This window comes from Amycolatopsis orientalis DSM 43388, assembly GCF_000411975.1.
Lineage (GTDB): Bacteria > Actinomycetota > Actinomycetes > Mycobacteriales > Pseudonocardiaceae > Amycolatopsis > Amycolatopsis orientalis_D.
On record NZ_ASXG01000015.1, the window covers coordinates 192,454 to 215,871 of the forward strand.

The following is a 23,418-nucleotide window of genomic DNA, read 5'->3' on the forward strand; positions in this document are numbered from 1 at the left end:
TTAGAGGGTAGCGGCAGCTTCCAGTAGCATCCATCCTCCAATTTGGACAGACAGGTCCCGTTCCGCTTTGCCCGGCGGGTTCGGGGCTGGCTTGTCCCAGTAGGCGCTGAACAACGGTCCGGTTTTCTCTTGCGCCGCCCCGTTCCAGCAGGCTTCCGCTGACTGTTGCACTAGCTGTTTCGCGGTCTCCGCTTCCGGACGGGGCAGGCTTTTGGCCGCGAGCGCGAGATATCGGGCGGCGATCGCCGAGAAGAGCCCACCGTCGCCACCCTCGGAACCAGGGAGGATTCCTTGTGGTGCCAGGTGTTTCTCGACCGCGCGGATGGTGCGGGCGGCGTCGTCCCAGCGGGACTGCTCCAGGCATGCACCCAGGAAAACCCCTTGGCAGTACGAGAAAATATGCTTGACCACTTCGCCGGTGTCCGCCCGGATCCCGTCCCAGACCAGGCCGGTCTCCGGGTCGACCAGGGTGTCGGTGAGCCATTGCGTCATCGCGCCAGCTCGTTCTTGATCACCCGTACGGGCGTGAAAGATGGCCGCCGGACCGTTCGCGGGGGTATTCTTGAAGGAGTCGCCTCGCCGCCACCAAATTCCTCCGCCAAGGTCTTCTGTCCAGCCTTCGTGCAGCCGTTCGCTGATCGCCTCGATGGGTTCGTCCACAGTGGATAGTTCGAGTTGGCGTACTCGCTGCAGCGCCAGGCCTAGCCAGGCTATGTCGTCGTAGTAGTCGTTGACCCAGGAGCCGAAGTTGCGGCGGTGCACCGTCGTGATGAAGCGGGTGATCAGCCGCGTGCGCTCGCGGGTGGGGTGCCGAAGTTGCGCGTCGACGAGGCTGTCCAGGAGGTGGGCTTGCCACCAGTAGTTCCAGTGCCAGTGGAGCCGCTGGCCAAGGGTGGGCGGCCAACCGCTGCGGCCTAGGACGGTGCCGGGGAGTGCCCAGAGGCGGCGTAGGTGCCTGGCACAGACTGCCCGCTCAGCCGCGGCGGCACGGTCGGCTGCGTCGGCACGGTCGGCCGCGTCGGCACGGTCGGCCGCGTCGGCACGGTCGGCCGCGTCGGCACGGTTGGCCGCGTCGGCACGGTTGGCTGCTGGGCGTCCAGCCGTGGCAGCACGGTTGGCTGCTGTGCCCTCATCTGCGGTGTCACGATCCGCTGCGTCGCCACGATCGGCCGCTGCGCGCCCAGCCGCGGCTGCACCTCCCGCTGCGGCAGCACGGTCGGCCGCACCGGTGCGGTCGGCCGCTTCGGTGCGGTCGGCTGCGGGGGCACGCTTGCCCGCGTCAGCATGGTCGGCGGCTAGACCGTCAGCCGTGGCAGCACGGTTGGCTGCTGGCCCCTCAGCTGCCGCGCCACGCTTGGCTGCGTCGGGGCGACTGGCTGCTGCGTCCTCAGCCGCTGGGGCACGGTCAGCCGCTTCGCCGCGTTCGACTGGGTCGGTTGCTCCCTTGGACGGGCCTGCCGAGCGCTCGGCCGACGCCGCGCGCTCCGCCCCATTCGCCGCCCGATCTAGAGGATCAGCCGCTTGCGGCGCAGAACGAGCCGCGTCGTCGTGCGCGGCAGGGTCGGCGGGCTCCGCTGAATCGGCACTCATAAGGCGATTCTGCCTGCGCTGCGGCGAACTTGCCTCTCCACGCCGAGGCCCGGGCGACTGCCCGCTGGGGAGCGTCGGCGCAGAACCAGGCGGCCAGCATCAAGGCGGACCTCGTGAGTGCTGGTACCGGTTCTAACCGGCGTAGCCACTCACGAGCCCCCGGTCACCAGGCCTGGGACAGGTCCGCGTGCTGCCGAATCCACGTGTGCATCACGATTCCGGCCGCGACGCCCGCGTTGATGGACCTCGTGGTGCCGAACTGAGCGATGGACACCACTTTCGCCGAGTCGGTCTGGGCTGCTTCGGACAGGCCGGGGCCTTCCTGGCCGAACAGCAGCAGGCAGTTCCTCGGCAGTTCGGCGGTTTCCACCGGCTCCGCGCCGGGCGTGTTGTCCACGGCCACCACGGTCAACCCCTCCGCGGTGGCGAAATTCAGCAGGCTGGCGACGTCCTCGTGGTGGCGGAGGTGCTGGTAGCGGTCCGTCACCATCGCGCCTCGGCGGTTCCAGCGGCGGCGGCCGACGATGTGGACCTCTGCGGCGGCGAAGGCGTTCGCGGTGCGGACTACCGTGCCGATGTTGTGGTCGTGCTGGAAGTTTTCGATCGCGACGTGGAACGGGTGCCGTCGGGTGTCCACATCGGACACGATGGCTTCGCGGCGCCAGTAGCGGTAGGCGTCGACCACGTTGCGGCGGTCGCCGTTGGCCAGGAGTTCGGGGTCGTAGCGCGGGTCGTCCGGCCAGTCGCCTGGCCAGGGACCGACGCCGACCTCCTCGCGGTTCACCCACTCGGTGGGGCCCGCTTCGGGGTGTTCCGTCGTCACGAAGGACGATTGTCGCTCAGCCCAGGCTGACGCCGTGCGCCGGACTGTCGTGGTGGCGGTGCCGCCACTGCAGGTAGGCACCCAGGTACGAGATCACCAGTACCGCCAGCGCTACCACGACCACCACCGGCAGAAGCGAGCGCGGGATCACCGTGCCGTAGAGGTAATACGCGTTGAACCCGCCGGGCAAGTCGCCCAGCCCCTGCTGGTGCCGGAACAAATTCTCCAGCGCGGTGAGCGGGCACGGAATCGGCGTGACATTGACCAGCACGCCCCACACCGCGAAGAAAACGTGCACGAAAATGACCTTCGGCCACCGCCACGCGAGGAAGCCGCCGAAGCCGATGAAGAGCAGGGCGAGGATGTGCACCGCCACGGTGACATCGGCGAGAACATGCGCGACCGTCGTGTCCACCTTCGCCCCCTTCCCAGTGCACCTACCAGCGACGTTACTCCGATTACCCGCCCAGGGAACGGGAAATAGGGGGACCTGATGTGATGTTCGACCCACCGGAGCAACGAGTTCACCCAGCAGGTAACGGAGGGATCACTCCGGGTAGGAGACCGTGCGGTATGACTCCGTTCCGTGCCCACGGATCGCGCGAGAAAGCGGGCGGAAGCGCGGGACTAGCCCAAGCCCGGCCTGAGCTCGAGGTCATGAGGCCGGGGCCGCGCCGTCCGGGCCCGCTGTCGTACGGACGACGTCGACGGGGTGCGCGAACTCGATCGAGAGCACGTCATCGATGCCGAGAACGACTTCGTCGAAGCCGACAGGACCGGCGAGGAAAGCCGCGGGGAGCGTTCAGCCAGTGAACGCGGCCCCGTCGATGTCCGTCACCACCAGGCGGATGCGCGCGTCCGCCCACTCGGTGCCGTCGAGCACCTTGCGCACTTCGGATTCGGCGGCAGACAGCAGGGGCGGCAGGGGCAAGCGCAGAGCCACCACCCGCACCTCCACCGATTCGGCACTCAGGTCGACTGACCCGCCGGCCGGGTCAGTGGGGAGCCAGCTGATCTCCGCGGCGATGCTCGTCGCGGGGCAGAGGCCGTCGATGGCGGACAGGGCGTCGGCGAGTCTTCCGGTCAGCGAACGCGGATCGGTCACTGCCGCCCCACTTCGATGTCCAATATGGACACTCGGACGGCGTCCACCGAACGGCCGGTCTGCGCGAGGACTTCCCGGGCCACCGCGCGTTGCACGGCGCGGCCCACGGCGGCGGCCTGGTCCGCGCCCGAGACGACCACGTCGACCTCCACGGTCAAGCGGTCCTCGTGCGCACGGACCCGGACGCCGTCCGCGGGAGCCGGTTCCAGGCCCTTCCAGCGTTGCCGGGCTTCCCGGGCCCAGGCGGTCGCCAGGCCGCGCAGCCCGGGTTCCAGGCGCACGACTCCGGCGGTTTCGGCGGCCGCCCGGGCGGCAACGCTCGCGATCACCGGGGCGGCGATCACGTATTCGGCGGTCATTCCCCGTCCTCGTATACGTCTTCCACCAGCAGATCCAGGCTGACCAACGAAATACCTACTCGCGAGGTCGCGGCAGCGGACACCAGTTCTCGTACGCGGGCCAACGTGTCCGCGCCGCTGGTGTTCCCGAGGCGCACCGCGAGGGTGAGTTCGACCTCGACCTGGGCCGCGCCGGACGAATCGACGCCGACCTTGCGCACCCGCACCCGGCGGGCGCGGACGTCGCCGGCGGAGTCGGCCGCGTAGCGCAGCACGACCGCGACGGCTTGCTCGCTCACTTCGACAGAACCCGGCTCGGTCGCGGAAAGGTCCAGCATCTGGCCGCGGCGCACTTCGGCGCGGACGGCCGACATGATCCGGCCGAACAGGTCCGGCGGGGTCGGGTCCGGTTCGTCGATCAGCTCCTGCGTCGCCGAGCGCAGCGCCAGCAGGCTGTCCCGCGCGGTACGGCAGTGGACGCAGTCCGCCTGGTGGTCGTCGACCTCGTCCAGGTTCTCCCAGACCGTCTCCAGTTCCCGGCCGCACGGCAATTCGTAGTCCTGGTTCACCTCCACGGCTTCATCACCTCCGCCAGCTGCGCGCGGGCCCGGGCGATGCGTCCCCGGACCGCGGTGGGGTTCGCGCCGACGATCTCGCTGATCTCGTCGTACGAGCGGCCGTGCACTTCACGCAGCAGCCAGCACGCCCGCTGCTGCGGGGTGAGCGTCTGAAGTGCCTCGTCGAGCGCCGCGAGCTGGCCGCTGACCTGTGCCGCGTGCTCGGGCTGCGTGTCGCGCCGCGGGGATTCGGCCAGGTCGAGGTCGACGTCGGCCTGCGGGCGGCGCGCCCGGATCACGTTGAGGCAGCGGTTGGTCGTTCCGCGGTACAGCCAGCCGACGAACGCCTTGTCGTCGTTCAGCTGCGCCAGCTTCCGCCACGCGCCGAGGAACGCTTCCTGTACTACGTCCTCGGCGTCGCCGCGGTGATGCAGCATCTTCAGGGCAAGCCGGAACATCGGGCCCTGGTAGCGCTGCACCAGCTGTTCGTACGCGCGCACGTCGCCGTCTCGCGCACGGCTGACGAGGGTGGCGTCGTCGAGCGGGACACTTGTCGTGGTCACGGCACCCCCTTCCGCTAGGGGGACACCAGGAGGCGGGCATTCGTCACGCACGCATTGTGAGTGACTGTGCTCACTCCCGCTCGGCCGAGCCTCGGTCGAGCCTCAGCTGAGCCCGAGGTCGTCCTTGTTCAGCAGGTACCGGTACTCGAGCCCGGCCTTCTCGATGGCTTCCCGCGCGCCGGTGTCGCGGTCGACGACCGTCGCCACGCCGACCACGGTGGCCCCGCTCTCGCGCAGCGCCTCGACCGCGGTGAGCACGCTGCCGCCGGTGGTGGAGGTGTCCTCGACGGCCAGCACCCGCTGCCCGCGCACCTCGACGCCCTCGATCCGGCGCTGCATCCCGTGTTCCTTGATCGCCTTGCGGACGACGAACGCGTCGAGCACCACGCCCTCGGCCGCGGCGGAGTGCAGCATCGCCAGCGCCACCGGGTCCGCGCCGAGGGTGAGCCCGCCGGCCGCGACGTAGTCCCAGTCCGCGGTGAGCTGCCGCAGCAGCTTGCCGATCAGCGGGGCGGCCGCGTGCTGCAGCGTCGCCCGCCGGAGGTCGACGTAGTAGTCGGCTTCCTTGCCCGAGGCCAAGGTGACTTTGCCGTGCACGACAGCCAGTTCGCTGACCAGCCTCGCCAGTTCGAGCTTCGCAGTTTGATCCAACCCGGGGTACGCCACGGCCGAGAGTCTTACACACGCCACCGACAACTTCCGCGAGTCACTCCCCGGTCGCGACGGCCGTCACCGGACGCGTCCGGGTCGCCACCCAAGCGGGCAGGACCGCGGCGAGCAAGGCGAGCACGATCGCGGTCGCGATGATCACCAGGTAGACGGACACTGGTCCCTCCGGCAGCACCCGGCCGGTCGCGACGAGACAGAACGGCACGATCGCGCCCGCCGACACCACGGTGCCGAGCAGGATGCCGATCGCGGCGATCAGACCGCCTTCGCCCGCCGCCATCCGCAGCACCTGGCCGCGGGTGAACCCGCCGAGCCGCTGCAGGCCGAACTCCCTCCGCCGCCGCGAAGTGGCCATGACCAGGGTGTTCACCACGGAGATCACCGTGTAGCCGACGATCATGCCGACCAGCAGGTAGTTCACCCACGCGCCGGTCTCGTCGCCCTTGGCGTTCGCCGCGGTCAGCGTGCCGCGATCGCCGACGGACACCGGGAGACCAGCGGTGGCGGCGGTCAGGCTTCGCGTCAGCCGGGCCTGGCCGACACCCGGTTCGGCGCGGACGAGCACCTGCCGGGCCAGACCGGACGTGGTGTGTGCGGCCAGCAGATCGGCGGGCAGCAGGAGTTGTTCGGCTCCGGGCCGCTGGTGCACGATCGCGACGACGCGAAGGGTCCGGTCGCTCCCGTCACCGAGACGGAGCGTGACGGATTCGCCGACCGACCGCGACACCTCCGCGGTGTCCGGCAACGCGACCGTGTCGCCGGTGAGGTCGGCGAGGTTGCCGCGCACGACCGTGGCGGCGTTGGTCGTGGCGTCAGTCAGGCCGAGTGCCGGGTAGCCCTTCTTGGTCTGGTTGTCGTCGAACGGCGCGATGAGGTACGCCCGGCTGGTGACGTACGGCGACACCGTCGCGACGCCGTCCGCGTGCCGGATTCGGTCGATGGCTTCCGGAGAAATCCCGGTGGGGCCTGCGACGACCGCGTCGGCGCGGAGGTCTTCGACGAAGGCCTGCGCGGAGGCGGCGGTGGTCGTGGTCTGCAGGTAGATGTTGGCGGTCGCGATACCGACGGCGAGCATGATCGGCGTTACCGCGCCGGCCACACGGGTGGCGGCGTTGCGCGTGTTGGTGATCGCCAGCCAGCCGGTGACGCCGCTGACCAGCCGCATCGGGCCCTGCAACAGGATCGCGGTCAGCTTCGTGACGCCCGGGCTGATCATCGCGACGCCGATCGCCCACAGCATCACCGCCGGACCCGCGGTGCTCGCCGCGATGGGTCCCGTCATCACCGCGAGCGTGACGATGCCCAGCGCGGTCCCGCCGCCGAAGCACAGCAACGCGACGATCAACCGCACCGGAGTCAGCCAGCCACGCGGCACGGAGGCCTCGGCGAGTGCCTCGGTCGGCCGGATGCGACTGACGCGGAATCCGGCCACCAGCGCGGAAATTCCGACGGCGAGCAGCGTCGCGCCCGCCGCGATGAGCATCGGGATCGCACCTTGGTGGAACTGCACGGCAGGCGAGATGAAGCCGCCTGAAGTGAACTGGTCGAACAGCCACCGGCCGAACACCGGGCCCAGCGCGGCCGCGACTCCGGTCGCGAGCACGCCGATGACCAGCGCTTCGCCGAGAACCATGCGGCGCAACTGCCGCGGAGTCGTGCCGATCGCGCGCAGCAGAGCCAATTCCCGCTGCCGCTGCCGCACCGACAGCATCAGCGTGCTGGCGATGACGAACACCGCGACCGAAATGGACAGTCCACCCGCGACACCGGACAACGGGATCAGCCGACCGCCGCTCGCCTGTGCCTCGGGGAACTCGGCGAGGCCGCGCTCATCCCCGGTCAGCACGGACACCCCCGAACCGAGCTGCAAAGCAGCCGGATTGTCCGTGACCACGCCGAAATAGTCCACCTTTCCGGGATGCCCGGAGAGCTGGTCGGCCACGTCGTCAGCGAAGAACACGTCGGAACTGTCCACGGTCCGGGCAACCCGGTATCGACTGAACTTTCCTTGCACCGCAAGGTCAACCGTGCTTCCAACGGAAGCACCGCTGGCGGCGGGCAGCACCACTTCGGCGGCGCGCGGCGCGGGACCGGGCAGCCGAGCGGACTCCCAGCCATGCGCGACGAGAGGCTGCTTGCCCAGCGACACCGGGAAATTCACCTCACCGACCACAGTGGACACGCCGGGTGTCGCGCGGATCGTCTCCGCCAGCGACCGGTCCAGCCGGACCCGTTCGGGCAGCGCGACCGACTGCGTCTTGGGCTTGTCCGAATGCTTCCGCAGCTCGAATTCCTGGGTCCCGGCCACGACGGCCGACGCCCAGGCCAGCCGATGCGGCGGCGTGGCGGACCGGATCCCGGTCTCCATCAGGCCGGCGCAGGCGGACACGATCACCGCGCCGAGGAACGCGGCCACGAACGCGGCGACGAACCCGCCGGTGCGGAAACGCAAGGTGCGCAAGGCGAGAGTGAACATCAGAAGCCGCCCACCGGCACCCGGTCGGCCCAGGCGCCGAGGTGCGTCATGCGTTCCGCGACCGCCGTCGCGGTCGGCCGGTGCAGTTCTCCGGCGACGCGGCCGTCCGCGAGGAAGACGACCCGGTCGGCGTACGACGCCGCGACCGGGTCGTGCGTCACCATCACGACGGTCAGCCCGCCGCGCACCGATTCCGACAGCAGGCCCAGGATTTCGGCCGCGGTACGGGTGTCGAGCGCGCCGGTCGGCTCGTCGGCGAACAGCACGGCCGGACGGCTGACCAGCGCACGGGCGATCGCCACCCGCTGCTGCTGGCCGCCGGAGAGCTGTCCCGGCAAGTGCTTGCGCCGGTCGCTCAGGCCGACGTGCCCGAGCATCTCGGCGACGCGCCGGCGGTCCGCCCGGCGGCCGGCCAGCCGCAGCGGCAGCACGACGTTCTGCTCGACGGTCAGCGCGGGCAGCAGGTTGAACGCCTGGAAGACGAACCCGACCCGGTCCCGGCGCAGCTTCGTCAGCTGAGTTTCGGACAGCTTGCCCAGTTCCTGGTCCGCAAGCCGCACCGAACCACTCGTCGGCCGGTCGAGGCCGGCCGCACAGTGCAGGAATGTGCTTTTGCCGGAGCCCGACGGGCCCATCACCGCGGTGAAGCCGCCGCGCGGGAACGACAGGCTCACCCCGTCCAGTGCCGTCACCCGGCCGTATTCCTTGCGGACGGATTCGAGCTGCACCGCTTCCCCAGTCGCCATGGGGGAAACGCTATGGATTGCCGGGGGAAAACACCCTGGGGCGCGCCCGCCGGGACGGGGTAGGGCTCTCCCTACCTCTCAGGTGCGGCGGCGGTTGCCGAACCCGCCGGCCAGCTTGCGCAGCACCGGCCGCGGCAGCAGTCCGCCGATCCCGACGAGGGCTTTGTACTGCAGGCTCGGCACCGAGACGACCTTGCCGCGCCGCAGGTCAGCGAGGGCTTCGTCGACGACCTGGGCCACGTCGAGCCAGAACGCCTTCGGCCCCTCCCGCCGCAGACCGGCCCGCTCGTGGAACTCGGTGTGGGTGAAGCCGGGGCACAGCGCCATCATCCGCACGCCCTTCGGCAGGGACATCGCGATGCCCTCGGTGAACGACGTGACCCAGTTCTTGCTGGCGGTATAGGTCGAGCCGCGGCCGGAAAAGAAGCCCGCGACGCTGGAGACGTTGATGACGTCGCCGCGCCCGCGGTCGACCATGCCCGGCAGCGCCGCCCTGGTCAGCTGCAGCACGGCGGTCACGTTGACGTCGAGCTGACGTTGCAGGTCCTCGGCCGGGATCTCCCAGAACTCGCCGCTCAGGCCGAAGCCCGCGTTGTTGACCAGCAGGTCGACCGGCCGCGTTTCGAGCAGCTCGGCGGCGCGCCTGCGGCCGTCCACTTCGGACAGATCGGCGGGCAGCACGGTCACCTCGACGCCGTGCCGCGCGCGCAGCTGCTCGGCCAACGCGGTCAGCCGTTCCTCGTCCCGGGCGACCAGGACGAGGTCGCGCTTCTCGGCGGCGAGCCGGCGCGCGAATTCCGCGCCGATGCCGGCGGTGGCTCCGGTGATCACAGAACTGGTGGTCATGTGGGTGAAGCTACCCGTTTTTCAGCTGCGTTCGCGCTGGTGGCGCAGTATGGTCCGGCGCATGGGCAAGCACTCCAAGCGGACGCCCGGATATCTGCCCCGGATGGCCGCCGGTGCGGCACCCCTCGCCTTGTTGCTCGCCGGCCCGGCCGCGGCGCTGGCGGACACCCCGCGCGGGGGCCTGCCGCTCGACCTGCACCAGCACGGTTCCTCCTCCGACCTCCAATTCTCCCGCGACGAGACGGTCGCGACGCACGACCTGCCCGCGTCCGCCGCCTCGGAGCTGCACCAGGCGCTCGCCCCGGAAGCCGCCAGCCAATCCCAGACGCACGACCTGCGGCTCGGCGAGCCCGCGCACGCGGTCACCGGCAACGACCTCGGCGTGCACCACACCCAGCCGTTCGACGGTGCGCACGTGGCGGGTCTGGACCAGTCGATGCGGCACGGCGTCCAGCTGCCGCACGGCGTCGACGCGCTGTCGGCCAGCAAGACCGGTGCCGAGACCGGGCTGGCCGGCCGGTTCTCCGGCGACCTGATGGGCGGTACCCGCGTCGAACGCACCTCCGCGGACGCGGTCGACCTCGGCCCGGCGGGATCGGTGGTCGCGAACTCCGACGAGAGCGTGCTCGGCCAATTCACCGGCAAGCTCGACGTGACGCGCCTGGAGTCGACCGAGCGGCACAGCGTGTCCGGCGACCTCGGCCCGGTCCACACGCTGGCCGCGACGAGCCAGTCGACCGCCGAGCGCACCGACCGGTTCCACGGCGAACTGACGGCCGCGGACCTCGCGGCGGCACGCGTAAGCACCGCTTCTACTGTGGGTGTTCCGGTTACCCGGAGCCAGCACGTGGGCGCCGAAGTGCTCGGCAATCCGGTCATCGACAACGGATGGACAGTTTCCGGACCGCCGTTCACCTTTTCGCCCGGCTGAGTTCATCGAGTCGCCCGGTCCGCTTTCGGCAATCGAGTCCGGAGTGTTTCCGGATCGTGAAACGGTCCTCGGTCCGAGCCGTCGCGAGCTGCGAGGCTTCACCCGTTCGACGTAAGCGAGGTCGGGTTTCTTTTACCCACCGTGGTGATTCGGTGCGAGAATCCGGGCTCGACCAGGTGGGGCCACGCCCGGGAGAGTCCCGAGCGGGAGGCCGGCATCCGCTTGGATAGCCTGCGGGGCGTGGTCGACCTCGAATCCGTTGCCGCCGAAAAGGCGTCGCCGACAGCTATCGGCAAGAGCCAGGCCGGGCGTCGGGCTCGGTTGCTCGCTGCGGTTTTCGGAATCGCCGGCGCGATTCTCGCGATCGCGGTCCCGTTCCTGCCCGTCACACTCGAGCAAACCACCCTCGACTGGCCGACCGCTCAGGGCACGAGAGCGGTGTCCGCCCCGCTGACCGCGCAGGCGCCGATCTCGCTCGACGCGAAGGTCCCGTGCGCGACCGCGCGGGCGCTCGACGCGCGCACCTCCGGCAGTGCCGTGCTGTTCAGCACCAACCCGCAGAGCTCCAGCATCGGCTCCGTCACCGGCATGGCGCTGCAGGTCAACGACGGACAGCTCACGCTCTCCTCACAGGGGCAGCAACTCGGCTCGGCCCCGCTCGGCGACGGCGACTGCACGATCACCGTGCACTCCGACGCGAAGCACACGACCGCGTCCGTCGGCGGGAACCGGCTGGCCGACGTCAGCGACGACCACCGGCCGCAGCTCACCGGCTTCTTCTCCGACCTCACCAACCAGGACGACACGCACGGCCTCTCGGTTTCCGCGCAGGTCGACAACCGCTGGGCCAGCACCGCGACCGGCATCAAACTGGCCGCCATCGTCCTGTCGGTGCTCTGCTTCATCGGCGCGGTGCTCGCGCTGTACCGGCTGGACCGGCTCTCCGGCCGAAGCGCGCCCCGGCTGGCCGCGCGCGGCTGGTGGAAGCTCAAATTCCTCGACGTAGCCGTGCTCGGCACGCTGCTGGTCTGGTGGCTGATCGGCGCGATGACCGCCGACGACGGCTACTTCACGACCATGGCGCGCGTCCGCGGCGACGCCGGGTACATCGGCGAGTACTACCGGTGGTTCGCCGCGCCGGACGCGCCGATGGCGTGGTTCGTCGACGTCTACGCGGCGATGGCCAAGGTCAGTTCGCTGACGCCGTGGATGCGGCTGCCGTCGCTGCTGATGGGTATCGCCTCCTGGATGCTGATCAGCCGGGGCGTGCTGCCGCGGCTCGGCAGGCAGGTGCGGATCAGCAGCGCGGCCGGCTGGGCGGCGGGCGCGGTCTTCCTTGCCTTCTGGCTGCCCTACGACAACGGCCTGCGCCCGGAGAACCTGGTCGCGCTGCTGTCGCTGATCTCGATCTGCACCGTCGAACGCGCGGTGGCGACCCGGCGGCTGGGCCCGGCGGCGATCGGGCTGACGGTCGCGGCGCTGTGTGTCTCGGTCAACCCGCACGGGCTGATGGCCGTGCTGCCGTTCGTGGTCGGGCTGAAACCGCTGGCGAAGATCGTGCTGCGGCACGCGCGCCAGTTCGGCTGGGTGCCGGTGCTCGCCCCGATCGCCGCCGCCGGATTGGTGATCCTCGCGCTCATCTTCTGCGACCAGACGCTCAGCGGCGCTCTCGAATCCGTACGGCTTCGCTCGTCGCTCGGGCCGACCGGGGCCTGGTACGACGAGCTGGACCGGTACACGATGCTGTTCAGCAACGGCCCGGACGGCTCCATGACGCGCCGGTTCCCGGTGCTGTTGATCTTCCTGTGCCTGGCGACCTGCGCGGTCGTGCTGCTGCGGCGCGGGAACATCCGCGGGGCCGCGCTCGGCCCCAGCCGTCGGCTGCTCGGCATCAGCGCACTGTCCTTCGTGGTCCTCGCGCTGGCTCCGACCAAACACTCGCACCACTTCGGCATGCTGGTCGCGGTCGGCGGCCCGCTCGCCGCGCTCACCGCGTTGTCGACCAGTACGACGGTGCTGCTGTCGCGCCGCAACCGCGCGGCGTTCTTCGCCGGGTTGATGGTGATCGTCGCGCTGGCCTCCACCGGGCCGAACGCCTGGTGGTACGTGTCGGCGTGGGGCGTGCCGTGGTTCGACCTGCCGCCGCAGATCTTCGGCATCAAGCTGAGCACGATGGCGCTCGTGGCGGCGGCGGTCGCGCTGGCCGTAGCGGCGATCGAGCACATGAAGCACAACGAGCACGAACCGTTCGTACCGCCCGCGCCGGTGGCGAAGTCCGACCTGGAAAACCGCGGCCGCGCCCTGCGGCTCGGGCTCGCGCCGCTGTCGACGGTGTGCGCGATTCTGGTGCTGTTCGAGGTCGGCAGCATCGCCAAGGGCATCCAGAAGCGCTGGGACACCTACAACATGGGTGCCGACAACATCCGCCAGCTGGCCGGGCAGAGCTGCGGGCTGTCGGACTACATCAAGGTCGAGCGCGATCCGAAAGCCGGGCTCCTCGAAGCCGCGCCGCAGCAGCCGACCACCGCCGCGCCCGGCTGGCAGGTGCCCTCCGACGCCGACCGCGGGACCACGCCGAAGGACTGGCTGGCCAGCACCCAGAAGGGCTTCGTGACCAACGGCGGACTGCCCTCGGACGACAAATGGAAGCCCCCGTACGACTTCGGCACCGACGCGGCGCCTATCTGGGGCAGCTACCACAAGTCCGGGGACGGCGCGGGCGACCTGCGCACCCCGTGGTATTCGATCCCGGAACGGGCGCGCGACGGCTCAGTGCCGATCGTGGTTTCCCTCACCGGCAAGCCCGACGACCCGAACTCGCTGACCGCCGAATTCGGCAAGAACACCCCGGGCGGGTTCGAGGTGCTCAAGCGCGAAACGCTCGACGCCAAGAAGAAGAACACCGATTGGCGGGACGCGCGGGTCAGCGTGCCCGAGGGCGCCGACCAGGTGCGGATCGTGGCGAAGGGCCGCGGGCTGGGCGACGACGGCTGGTTCGCGTTCAGCGCGCCCCGGGCGCCGAAGATCGCGAAGATGACCGACGTGGTCGGGAAGGACCCGGTCTTCCTGGAGTGGGCCGCCGCCGCGCAGCACCCGTGCCTGCGGCCGTCGTCGATCCACAACGGGATCGCCGAGGTGCCGAAGTACCGGATCAGCGCGGGCGACGACCTGCGCACGGTCGGCCGGTACTGGTCCTCTCCGGCGGGCGGCGGGCCGTTCGTGTGGATGGACGCGAGCACCGAGATGCAGGCGCTGCCGACGTACCTGGAAGGCGACGTCGAACGGGACTGGGGCACGTTGTACGAGGTGAAGCCCGAGGTCGCGAACGCGCTTCCGGCTTCGGCGGCGTTGCACCAGCAGTCGGTGACGCATTCCGGGATCTGGTCGCCTGGTCCGCTGGCCAAGCCCGCCAACCCGACCGGCGAGACGTAACTCGCACGTGCGGCGAAAAGGGCCCCTTGATTCGTTCAAGGGGTCCTTTTCGCTTTTCAGGGGCGGTATCGGGTGAATTGCTCGTTCATGATCAGAAACGCGCCGAGACCGTGGAAATCGTTGGTCAGCCGTTTCCGCGCGAAGTAGAACTGCAGGTCCCCGACGTTCGTCCCCTCGCAGATGTCGGTGATGTTCGTCAGCCCGTCCGCCCCGACGGACACCTTCTGCAACACCCCGGCATAGCCGCGCCGGGCGACCGAGGCGTAGGAAGCGGGCAGATAGCCGCGCTCGATTCCGCGGGAGACGGTGAACGCATACATCGAGGACGCGGACGTCTCCAGCCAGTTCCCGTCGTCCCCGCCGTGGTCGACCACCTGGTACCACCGGCCGGTCCGCGGATCCTGGAACCGGCGATACCCCTCGGCCAGGAACTGGACGATCCCGACCAGCTCCGGCCGCCGGGGATGGTCGGCGGGCAGGACCTCGAGGATGTCGATCGCCGCCATCCCGAACCAGCCGACCGCACGGGCCCAGTGGAAGCTGGAATGCTTGCCGGGACCGGTCGCCCACGGCTGGGTGCCGCTTTCGTCGTAGGCGTGGTAAATCAGGCCCTTCGCGGGTTCCTTGAGATGTCCGAAGTAGACGGACAGGTTCTTGGCGGATTCCTCGTAGCAGTACGTCGGGTCCTGGAAAACCTTGCCGTACAACGCGAGGAACGGCTGCGCCATGTACACCCCGTCGCCCCACAGCTGGTGCTGGCGGCTGACCGCGTGCCACATCCCGCCGTCGCTCGTGCGCGGGTAAGTCTCGAAGCGTTTGCGCAGCTGGTCGGCGGCCTTGCGGTACTTCGCGTTGCCGGTTTCGTTGTACAGCAACGGAAGCATCTGACAGGCGCGCATCGAGTCGAGGCTGCTGAAGCTGTTGGAGATGCCGTCGTCGGTGATGAACCGGTCGTACCAGGCGAGGACGTAATCGAGGTACCGGCGTTCTTTGGTGCGCCGGTAGAAGAGGTACTGACCGTAGAAGTAGAGGCCGAGCGGGTAGCTCCAGCCGCCGATGGACTCCGGGGTGTAGCGCTTCATCGTGGAGTCGATGACGGCGCGGGACCAGTCGCGCACCGTCCGCGCCGCCGCGGCCCTGGGCAGCGCGAGCGTGCCGAGCGCCGCCGCGGTCCCGGTCAGCACCGATCTTCTCGAGAGGGACATGCGCGGGTCCTTCCTGCTGTCGGCGGCGGCGGGAAAGGCTGTCGAACGACCTCTACTCGGCACCGGAGCGGTCCGGCAAGGTTCCTGTCCGGCTTGTCCGCCGTGATCGCTGGACAGGCGCAGCGGGCCGTCCGGTCAGCGGGAACCCGTCCGCAATGGACAGCCGAACCGGGCGATTAGCCGATTTGTCGACGCGACCTGGACGGTTCCGGCCAAACGGGGCGCGCCGACACGGTGCCGCCGTCCCGGGAGGAGGGCCCGGCAGCGATACCCTGACCGGCGTGGGTATCTCGGCGTGGATCTGGTTCGTCATCGCCGCCGTCGCGCTGGTGGCGGGGCTTGGCCTGCTCTTCGCGGACCGGGCCAGGGAAGGCTCGCGCAACCGTGAGCGGCAGCGCTGGGCCCAGTTGCGCGGCTGGCAGTTCGTGGAAGAGGACGAACGGCTGCCCCGGCAGTGGTCGGGAGGCGCGATCGGCTACTTCGGCGCCGACGCGGCGGTGAACGTCGTCGCGGGCTCCACCTTCACCTCCGACGGCCGCCGCCCGGTGTTCATCTTCGACATCGAGTCCCAGGGCCAGGTGCCCGCGGTGGTCGTGGCCGTGCGCTGCAACAAGACGCACCGGGTGCCGGTCGAGATGTGGCTGTCGAGCGTGCCGTTCCAGCGCGAGAACATGCCGGAGATGCTCGGCCCGATCGGCCAGCGCTACGCCTTCGCCGACGACTCGGAGGGGGCGCGCCAGGTCATCACCCAGGACCTGGTGGACGCGGCCGACCAGCTCGGCGGCGACGTCGGCGTGGCCTGGCTGGAGAACGAGTGGGTGCTGGCGAGCGTCGTGCCGGGCGCCGGGCCGTCGCGCCTCGAGCGGCTGCTGCGCGACCTGGGCGAGATCGCGGACATCGTGGACCCGTTCGACGAGGACTACGACTCGAACCGGACCTGGACGCCTTCCGCGGGAACCCCCGCTGGCCCGCCGACGAGCGCCCCGTCCCCGGCGGACACCACGGCGACCCGGCCGGTCGACACACGCACGGTCGACACGACGGCTCCGTCTCCGGCGGACACCCGGATGACCGAGCGGCAGCCGTCTCCGCCCGCACCGCGCACTCCGCCGGGCCGGGGTGAGGTTCCCCCGCCTCGACCGGTGGAACAAGATCGACCCGAGGACGCCTCCTCCTGAGACCCGGAAACCGCCCGGTCGCGCTTCAGCGGCCGGGCGGTTTCGTTTTTTGCGACTTGGAAGGTCCGTACGGGCGACGACGCGACTGACTTCCGGGAACCGGCCGGTGCCCGCGAACGACCTCCAAACACAGTGAAGGCCTCCCCGCGGTAACTCCGCGAGCAGGCCTTCACTCACCACGTCAGACCCGCGACACCTTCAGCGTGTCGCCGGCCTCCAGCTCGGGCAGGTCCACCCGCACGGTGTCCCCGTCCCGGACCTCGCCGGACAGCAGTTGCTTCGCCAGCTGGTCTCCGATCGCCGACTGCACCAGCCGGCGCAGCGGACGGGCGCCGTAGATCGGGTCGAAGCCGTTCAGTGCCAGCCATTCCCGGGCCCCGTCGGTCACCTCGAGGTGCAGGCGGCGCTGGGCGAGCCGCTTGGCCAGCCGGGCGACCTGGATGTCCACAATGGACGTCAGTTGCTCGGTGCCGAGCGCGTGGAACACCACGATGTCGTCCAGCCGGTTCAGGAACTCCGGCTTGAACTGGCGCTGCACGACCTCCATCACCGCGTCGCGGCGCTGGCGTTCGTCCAGTGCCGGGTCCGCGATCGCCTGCGAGCCGAGGTTCGACGTCAGGATCAGGATGGTGTTGCGGAAGTCCACCGTCCGGCCCTGGCCGTCGGTCAGCCTGCCGTCGTCGAGGACCTGCAGGAGCACGTCGAACACGTCCGGGTGCGCCTTTTCGACCTCGTCCAGCAGCACCACCGTGTACGGGCGGCGCCGGACGGCCTCGGTGAGCTGGCCGCCCTGGTCGTAGCCGACGTAGCCCGGAGGGGCGCCCACGAGCCGGGCCACCGAGTGCTTCTCGGAGTACTCGCTCATGTCGATCCGCTGCATCGCGCGCTCGTCGTCGAACAGGAACTCCGCCAGCGCCTTCGCCAGCTCGGTCTTGCCGACGCCGGTCGGGCCGAGGAACAGGAACGATCCGGTCGGCCGGTCCGGGTCCGCCACGCCCGCCCGGGCGCGCCGCACGGCGTCCGCGACGACCTGGATCGCCTGGTCCTGCCCGATGACGCGGCGGTTCAGCTCCTCCTCCATCCGGAGCAGCTTGCCCGTCTCGCCTTCCAGCAGGCGGCCGGCGGGAATGCCGGTCCACGCGCTGACCACGTCGGCGACGTCGTCCGCGCCCACCTCTTCCTTCAGCATGACGTTCTGCTTGCTGGCCTCGTTCGCGGCCATCGCGGCCTCGAACTCCTTCTCCAGCGCCGGAATCCGGCCGTACCGCAGCTCAGCGGCCTTGCCCAGGTCGCCGTCGCGTTCGGCGCGTTCCGATTCGCCGCGCAGCTGCTCCAGTTGCTCCTTCAGCTCCCGGACGGTCTCGATCGAGCCCTTCTCGTTCTGCCACCGGGCGGTCAGCGCGGTGAGTTCCTCGCGCTTCTCGGCCAGTTCGGCACGCAGCGCGGTCAGCCGTTCGAGAGAAGCGGCATCGTCCTCTTTGGACAGCGCCATCTCCTCGATCTCCATGCGCCGCACGGCCCGCTCGACCTCGTCGATCTCCACCGGACGCGAGTCGATCTCCATCCGGATCTTCGACGCGGCCTCGTCGACCAGGTCGATCGCCTTGTCCGGCAGGAACCGCGCGGTGATGTAGCGGTCCGACAGCGTCGCGGCGGCGACCAGCGCGGCGTCCGTGATCCGGACCCCGTGGTGCACCTCGTAGCGCTCCTTCAGCCCGCGCAGGATCGCGATGGTGTCCTCCGGCGACGGCTCGCCGACCAGCACCTGCTGGAAACGGCGCTCCAGCGCCGGGTCCTTCTCGATGTGCTGGCGGTACTCGTCGAGCGTGGTCGCGCCGACCATCCGCAGCTCGCCGCGGGCGAGCATCGGCTTGATCATGTTGCCCGCGTCCATCGCGCCCTCGCCGGTCGCGCCCGCGCCGACGATGGTGTGCAGCTCGTCGATGAAGGTGATGACCTCGCCCGCGGAGTCGGTGATCTCCTTGAGGACCGCCTTCAACCGTTCCTCGAACTCACCGCGGAACTTGGCGCCGGCCACCATCGACCCGAGGTCGAGGGCGACCACTCGCTTGCCGCGCAACGATTCCGGCACGTCGCCCGCGACGATCCGCTGGGCCAGGCCCTCGACGATCGCCGTCTTGCCGACGCCCGGTTCGCCGATCAGCACCGGGTTGTTCTTGGTGCGCCGGGAAAGCACCTGCACGACGCGCCGGATCTCGGTGTCGCGGCCGATGACCGGGTCGAGTTCGCCCGAACGCGCGCGTTCGGTCAGGTCGACGCCGTACTTCTCCAGCGCCTTGAACGTGCTTTCCGGATCCGCGCTGGTGATCCGCGCCGAACCGCGCACCTTCGCGAACGCCTCGCGCAGCGCGTCCGGCGTGGCCCCGTGCCGCTTGAGCAGGTCCGCGACCTGGCCGCCTTCGGTGGCGAGGCCGACGAGCAGGTGCTCGGTCGACACGTACTCGTCCCCGAGTTCGGTGGCGAGCTTCTGCGCCTGCGAGAGCGATTTGACCGCGGGCGCGTCGAACTGCGGCGTCGACACGGTCGCGCCGGTCGCCGACGGCAGCGCGTTGATGATCGGCTCGAGCTCCTTGTGCACCGTCTCCGGGTCCGCCCCGACCGCGGTCAGCAGCGGTGCGGTAGTCCCGTCACCCTGCGCCAGCAGGGCGCCCAGCAAATGGGCGGCCGATACGTGCGGGTTGCCGGCCACGGTGGCCGCCTGCGCCGCGGACGAGATCGCCTGCTGGGTCTTCGTGGTCGGGTTGAAAGCGTCCATCCCTCACCTCATGCGTTCGTGGAAATACCTGGTGACAGGCCCGACCAAGGCCCATCGACAGGTATAACGTCAGCAAAGTTGAGTCTGTTCCGCTCAACTCTGAATTGGTGCCACCGCGGCCGCGGGCAGCCTCGGTGCCAGCCTGCCGAGCCCGAGCGCGGCGAGGCAAGCGCAACCCCCGACCAGCACCCAGGGTAACCAAGCCGCCACGGAAAACAACGACACGACCGCCGGAGCGAGCACCTGAGCCACAGTGAACGCGTATTGGAACGCGGCGAGGTAACGGCCCTTCGCTTCGGGTGGCGCGGCGGCCTCGGCGAGGGCGCCGGAGCGCGGGCCGAACACCAGGTCACCGGCAGCGAACACGAGCGTGGCGGCCAGCAGATACGGCACCTGCCAGCTGCGCGGCACCAGCAGCACGCCGACGCTCGTCAGGCACCACGCGGCGAACAACGCCGACCCGGCCCGCATCGCGCTGATCCGGGTGAGGCCCCGGGTGAGCCGCAACGCGATCGTCCCGCCGGCGCTGGTCATGACGGTCAGCAGGAACAGGATCGCGCCGGGCAGCCAGGTCGGCGCGTGCAGCCGGTCGAGCACGAACACCGGGGTGCCGATGAGGAAGAAGTCGAGCGACAACCCGAACAGGCCGCTCAGCAGGATCAAGGTCAGGTACGGACGGTTGCGCAACACTCCGCTCCGCACGCGCGGCAGGGGCGCGAACCGGCGGCCGGGCGGGAGGAACAGCGCGACGAGACCCGCCGCCACGAGGAAGGTCAGCACATCCACGACGAGCGCGACGGAGTAACCGCTGTCGCCGAACCAGGTGAGCAGTGCCGAAGACATCAGTCCGCCGAGCCCGAATCCGCCCGCGCGCACCATGCCGACTTCGGCGAACGGCCGGTCCTTCGGCACGTCTCCAGCGACTTCGGAGACGAGCGCGAAGAGGCAGCTGTAGAACAATTGTTGGCCGGCGCCAAGAAGAATGGCCGCCACCACCACGCCGCCGAGGCCGTGCGCGAACAAGTACGCGCTAATTCCGGCAGCCTGCAACAGTTGCGCCGCAAGAACTCCTGCTCTTGGCCCAGCGCGATCCACCAATCGCCCGGCCAGCGGCGGCATGAGCAGCCCTGCCGTGGTGCCCAGGGTGACCGCGGTGCCCGCTTCGACGAGCGGGACCCCGATCACCCGCGTCACATAAAGCAGTGCGAGCGGAAGGAAAAGTCCGGAACCGAAGTTGTCGATCCCCATTGCCAGCAACATCGCGACCCTGCTTCGCGTCACGTATTCGACGCTACCTCCGGGGGAGGGGGACGAGGCAGGGCCGGGAGGGCGCATCGCCGGGCGGCAAATGCCACTCGCAGTAGAAAGCTCGTGAGTGTCTGTCGCGGTTAGCCCCGAAACAAACACTCACGAGCCACTTCATTCGACGCTCAGTGTTCCTTGGTGTCCAACGAACTCTCGCTCGACGGCTTCGCTGAGTTCGACATCATGCTGTGCCGCCGCGCCGTCTCCGACCGTCATGGGTTCGGCGTGCGGCGTGAATCCGTGCGCGGACACCGTGAGCGTGTAGGCGCCCGGTTCGATTCCCGTGAATCGGTACGCGCCGTCGCCGCCCGCGATGTGCGTTGCGGTGACAGTGCCCAGTCGGTCGGTGAGAGTGAGTACCGCGCCGGCGACGGCGGCGTGCCGACCGGCCACGCGTACGCGACCCGAGATGGTGCCCTGGCTGTCCAAGAGCAAGTCGTGCCAACGCGCGTTGCCGTTGAGGTACACGGTCGACACCGCGGGCCGCGTCGAGCCAGCCGTCGCGAGAAGCACGTGCTCGCCCACGGTGTTCGCCGACAGCTCGTACGCACCGGTACGTCCGGTACGGCCGACGTCGACCTGCCGTCCTGTCATATCGGTGAGCGTGAGCACGACACCGGACACTGGCCGACCGGCCGCGTCGAGAACCCGGCCGCGCAGCACGCTGGTCATCTCGACCGGCGCTTCGACCACCGAGATGGCCTCGGCCGAAACCGCGGACGGTGCCGGCGCATCCGCGTCGAGGGTCCGGCGCAGCGGCACCTCCTTCATGAACAGCACCGCGAGGAAGGTGACCACGGCGATGCAGCCCGCGACGAAGAAGACCGTGCCGGTCGCGTCACCGAAGGCCGCGCGCACCACCGGCTGCAGCGTCGGCGGCAGCGAGGAGATGGCGAACGTGCCGCCACCGCCGGAAACCGCGCCGCTCGAGTGAATGCCCATCTGCGACAGCGAGTTCGCGATGTTCGTGGCCACCCGGGCGGCGAGCACCGCGCCGAGCGCGGACACGCCCGCCGCGCCGCCGAGCGACCGGAAGAACGTGACGACCGAGGACGACGAACCGATGTCCTTCATCGCGACCGTGTTCTGCACGACCAGAACCAGGTTCTGCATCAGGAAGCCCAGTCCGAGGCCGACCAGCGCGAGATAGCCGCCCATCAGCGTCAGGTTCGTCGCGTGGTCCACCGTCGAGAGCAGGAACAGCCCGGCCAGCAGCGAAATCCCGCCGGCGATCATGAACGGCTTGGTGCGTCCGGTGCGGGAAATGACCTGCCCGGCTCCGGTGGAGGCGACCGCGAGGCCCAGCACCATCGGCAACGTCATCAGACCGGCGTGCGTCGGCGAGAAACCGCGCGCGATTTGGTAGTACTGCCCGAGGAACACCGAACCGCCGAACATCGCGGTGCCGACCGCGAGCGAGGCGAGCACCGACAGCGTGAAGGTGCGGTTGCGGAAGAGCCGCAGCGGAACCACCGGCTCGGCGACCCGGGATTCGACGAACACCGCCAGCGCCAGCGCGACAATCGCCCCGCCGACGTACGCGACGCTCGACCAGGAAGCCCACGCGAAGCTGCCGCCCGCCAGCGAAACCCAGATCAGCAGCAGCGCGACGCCGCCGACCAGCAGGGTCGCGCCCAGCCAGTCGATCCGCACCTTGCGCTTGAGCACCGGCAGCTTCAGCGTCCGGCCGAGCACGATGAACGCGACGACGGCCAGCGGCACGCACACCCAGAAACACCAGCGCCAGCCGAGCGGCGAGTCCACGATCAGCCCGCCGATCAACGGGCCGGAGACGGTCGCGACGGCGAACACCGCGCCGGTGTAACCGGTGTAGCGGCCCCGGTCGCGCGGCGCGATCATCGCCGCGATGACGACCTGGATCAGCGCCTGCAGCCCGCCGAGCCCGATGCCCTGCACCGCGCGGTAGGCGATGAGCTCGGGCATCGACTGCGCGATCCCGCCCAGTGCCGAACCGGCGGTGAAGACGACGATCGCGATTTGGTACAGCAGTTTCTTGCTGAACAAGTCGGAGAGTTTGCCCCAGATCGGGGTGGTCGCGGTCGACGTCAGCAGCGTCGCGGTGACGACCCAGGTGTACTCGCTCTGCGAACCGTGCAGGTCGGCGAGGATCGTCGGCAGCGCGTTGGACACGATGGTCGACGACAGCAACGCGACGAGCAGGGCCAGCAGCAGGCCGGTGAAGGCCTTGAGGATTTCCCGGTGCGTCATCGGCTGCCCGGATGCGGTTTCTTCCACTTTTCGCTACTTCACTTTCCCGCGTGCGGCGCGCCGGCGCAGTACCCGGAGGGGCCGAGCGTCGCGCGCAGACCTTCGTTCAATTCGGCGAGCTGCGACGTGAGGCCGGCGATCCGGTCCTCGTCCCAGCCGCCCAGTGCCGTCTCGAAGAATTCGAGGTACTGCTTGCGCCACTGTTCGAGCCGGGCGAGACCGGCCTCGGACACGCTGATCAGCGACGCGCGGCCGTCCTCGGGGGCGGGGCGGCGCTCGATCAGCCCGGCGGCCTGCAACTGGGCGATCTGCCTGCTGATCACCGACAGGTCGACGAGCCTGCGCTTGGCGACCTCGGACGGGCGCGCCTCGCCGTGCTTGGCCAGGTCGGACAGCAGCATCGCCGAGGCCGGGTGCAGCCCGGGCTCGTTCTGCCACGCCTGCATGATCCACAGGTGCTGGAGCTGGGCGGACGCCTTCAGCTCCCGCAGCAGTTCGAGCCGCACGTCGTCAGCTGGGCTCATCGTTCCTCCCGGGCCTCATGCCCACTTGCTTGTACTCTACAAGTTTAGATTCAAAGGTTGCGTAGGACAACTATCTATTCGGTGAGCTGCCCCACGTCCCGACTGGCCGGTAACCCGACCGGAGC

The 23,418-nt window shown here is 69.7% G+C and carries 19 protein-coding genes and 1 pseudogene; 4 read left to right on the forward strand and 16 right to left on the reverse strand.

The features are described from left to right. Positions 1-996 (reverse strand): annotated as a pseudogene (locus L942_RS02440) (glycoside hydrolase family 76 protein); the annotation flags it as partial. Here L942_RS02440 and L942_RS44765 point away from each other — a divergent pair. Further along, positions 952-1,299 carry a hypothetical protein gene (locus L942_RS44765; RefSeq protein ID WP_037354244.1) on the forward strand — a complete coding sequence of 116 codons (348 nt, stop codon included), beginning with the start codon at positions 952-954 and terminating at the stop codon, positions 1,297-1,299. The pseudogene L942_RS02440 and the gene L942_RS44765 overlap by 45 nt on opposite strands. A gap of 454 nt (positions 1,300-1,753) precedes the next feature. Here the strand turns inward: L942_RS44765 and L942_RS02450 are convergent, their stop codons facing one another. The 10 genes from L942_RS02450 to L942_RS02495 all read right to left on the reverse strand — a co-directional run bounded on the left by L942_RS02450 (position 1,754) and on the right by L942_RS02495 (position 9,713). Further along, positions 1,754-2,413: a TrmH family RNA methyltransferase gene (locus L942_RS02450; protein WP_037354247.1), complete on the reverse strand. Its 660-nt coding sequence runs from the start codon at positions 2,411-2,413 to the stop codon at positions 1,754-1,756. Positions 2,414-2,429: 16 nt separating this feature from the next. Then, a complete protein-coding gene (locus tag L942_RS02455; protein ID WP_037354249.1) occupies positions 2,430-2,828 on the reverse strand; it encodes a DUF2784 domain-containing protein in 399 nt (132 codons plus the stop codon). A gap of 387 nt (positions 2,829-3,215) precedes the next feature. After that, positions 3,216-3,518, reverse strand: coding sequence for a hypothetical protein (locus L942_RS02460; protein WP_051165664.1), 303 nt, complete (start codon positions 3,516-3,518; stop codon positions 3,216-3,218). Beyond that, entirely contained in the window at positions 3,515-3,877 is a 363-nt protein-coding gene (locus L942_RS02465) for an Asp23/Gls24 family envelope stress response protein (protein WP_037354252.1), read from the reverse strand. The genes L942_RS02460 and L942_RS02465 overlap by 4 nt, the downstream gene beginning before the upstream one ends. Beyond that, the gene (locus L942_RS02470) at positions 3,874-4,431 is read right to left on the reverse strand and encodes a hypothetical protein (protein WP_037354255.1); all 558 of its coding nucleotides are present in this window, start codon (positions 4,429-4,431) and stop codon (positions 3,874-3,876) included. Before L942_RS02470 ends, L942_RS02465 begins: the two co-directional genes overlap by 4 nt. Beyond that, positions 4,422-4,976 carry an RNA polymerase sigma factor gene (locus L942_RS02475; RefSeq protein ID WP_037354257.1) on the reverse strand — a complete coding sequence of 185 codons (555 nt, stop codon included), beginning with the start codon at positions 4,974-4,976 and terminating at the stop codon, positions 4,422-4,424. The genes L942_RS02470 and L942_RS02475 overlap by 10 nt, the downstream gene beginning before the upstream one ends. 102 nt (positions 4,977-5,078) lie before the next feature. After that, positions 5,079-5,642, reverse strand: a complete 564-nt coding sequence (pyrE, locus tag L942_RS02480) for an orotate phosphoribosyltransferase (protein ID WP_037354259.1) — start codon at positions 5,640-5,642, stop codon at positions 5,079-5,081. Between the two features lie 40 nt (positions 5,643-5,682). Continuing rightward, positions 5,683-8,121 (reverse strand): ABC transporter permease, encoded by a 2,439-nt coding sequence (locus L942_RS02485; protein WP_037354260.1) that lies wholly within the window; start codon positions 8,119-8,121, stop codon positions 5,683-5,685. Then, positions 8,121-8,867, reverse strand: coding sequence for an ABC transporter ATP-binding protein (locus tag L942_RS02490; RefSeq protein WP_037354262.1), 747 nt, complete (start codon positions 8,865-8,867; stop codon positions 8,121-8,123). Before L942_RS02490 ends, L942_RS02485 begins: the two co-directional genes overlap by 1 nt. A 78-nt stretch (positions 8,868-8,945) precedes the next feature. After that, positions 8,946-9,713: an SDR family NAD(P)-dependent oxidoreductase gene (locus L942_RS02495; protein ID WP_037354263.1), complete on the reverse strand. Its 768-nt coding sequence runs from the start codon at positions 9,711-9,713 to the stop codon at positions 8,946-8,948. A 61-nt stretch (positions 9,714-9,774) separates the two neighbouring features. Between L942_RS02495 and L942_RS02500 the strand changes: the two genes are divergently transcribed. After that, positions 9,775-10,644 (forward strand): hypothetical protein, encoded by an 870-nt coding sequence (locus tag L942_RS02500; protein ID WP_106964782.1) that lies wholly within the window; start codon positions 9,775-9,777, stop codon positions 10,642-10,644. A gap of 240 nt (positions 10,645-10,884) precedes the next feature. Next, positions 10,885-14,076 (forward strand): arabinosyltransferase domain-containing protein, encoded by a 3,192-nt coding sequence (locus tag L942_RS02505; protein ID WP_200862678.1) that lies wholly within the window; start codon positions 10,885-10,887, stop codon positions 14,074-14,076. A 56-nt stretch (positions 14,077-14,132) separates the two neighbouring features. On the opposite strand, the gene L942_RS02510 is transcribed toward L942_RS02505, so the two are convergent. After that, positions 14,133-15,281, reverse strand: coding sequence for a glycoside hydrolase family 88/105 protein (locus tag L942_RS02510; protein WP_037354270.1), 1,149 nt, complete (start codon positions 15,279-15,281; stop codon positions 14,133-14,135). A 281-nt stretch (positions 15,282-15,562) separates the two neighbouring features. Between L942_RS02510 and L942_RS02515 the strand changes: the two genes are divergently transcribed. Continuing rightward, a complete protein-coding gene (locus L942_RS02515; protein WP_037354272.1) occupies positions 15,563-16,459 on the forward strand; it encodes a hypothetical protein in 897 nt (298 codons plus the stop codon). Between the two features lie 181 nt (positions 16,460-16,640). Here L942_RS02515 and clpB read toward each other — a convergent pair whose 3' ends face one another. The 4 genes from clpB to L942_RS02535 all read right to left on the reverse strand — a co-directional run bounded on the left by clpB (position 16,641) and on the right by L942_RS02535 (position 23,293). Continuing rightward, positions 16,641-19,235 carry an ATP-dependent chaperone ClpB gene (clpB, locus tag L942_RS02520; protein WP_037354275.1) on the reverse strand — a complete coding sequence of 865 codons (2,595 nt, stop codon included), beginning with the start codon at positions 19,233-19,235 and terminating at the stop codon, positions 16,641-16,643. A gap of 93 nt (positions 19,236-19,328) precedes the next feature. Beyond that, a complete protein-coding gene (locus L942_RS02525; RefSeq protein WP_037354278.1) occupies positions 19,329-20,516 on the reverse strand; it encodes an MFS transporter in 1,188 nt (395 codons plus the stop codon). 138 nt (positions 20,517-20,654) lie between these two features. Further along, a complete protein-coding gene (locus L942_RS02530; protein ID WP_051165672.1) occupies positions 20,655-22,769 on the reverse strand; it encodes an MFS transporter in 2,115 nt (704 codons plus the stop codon). Between the two features lie 38 nt (positions 22,770-22,807). Beyond that, complete coding sequence (locus tag L942_RS02535) at positions 22,808-23,293, reverse strand: MarR family winged helix-turn-helix transcriptional regulator (protein ID WP_037354280.1); 486 nt, start codon at positions 23,291-23,293, stop codon at positions 22,808-22,810. Between the last annotated feature and the right edge of the window lie 125 nt (positions 23,294-23,418).

What these genes read in the sequence shown, in the direction of transcription:
- L942_RS02465 (WP_037354252.1), bottom strand. Translation starts at nt 3,877, where the DNA reads ATGACCGCCGAATACGTGATCGCCGCCCCGGTGATCGCGAGCGTTGCC.
- L942_RS02485 (WP_037354260.1), bottom strand. Translation starts at nt 8,121, where the DNA reads ATGTTCACTCTCGCCTTGCGCACCTTGCGTTTCCGCACCGGCGGGTTC.
- L942_RS02490 (WP_037354262.1), bottom strand. Translation starts at nt 8,867, where the DNA reads ATGGCGACTGGGGAAGCGGTGCAGCTCGAATCCGTCCGCAAGGAATAC.
- L942_RS02495 (WP_037354263.1), bottom strand. Translation starts at nt 9,713, where the DNA reads ATGACCACCAGTTCTGTGATCACCGGAGCCACCGCCGGCATCGGCGCG.
- L942_RS02500 (WP_106964782.1), top strand. Translation starts at nt 9,775, where the DNA reads ATGGGCAAGCACTCCAAGCGGACGCCCGGATATCTGCCCCGGATGGCC.
- L942_RS02510 (WP_037354270.1), bottom strand. Translation starts at nt 15,281, where the DNA reads ATGTCCCTCTCGAGAAGATCGGTGCTGACCGGGACCGCGGCGGCGCTC.
- clpB (WP_037354275.1), bottom strand. Translation starts at nt 19,235, where the DNA reads ATGGACGCTTTCAACCCGACCACGAAGACCCAGCAGGCGATCTCGTCC.
- L942_RS02530 (WP_051165672.1), bottom strand. Translation starts at nt 22,769, where the DNA reads ATGACGCACCGGGAAATCCTCAAGGCCTTCACCGGCCTGCTGCTGGCC.
- L942_RS02535 (WP_037354280.1), bottom strand. Translation starts at nt 23,293, where the DNA reads ATGAGCCCAGCTGACGACGTGCGGCTCGAACTGCTGCGGGAGCTGAAG.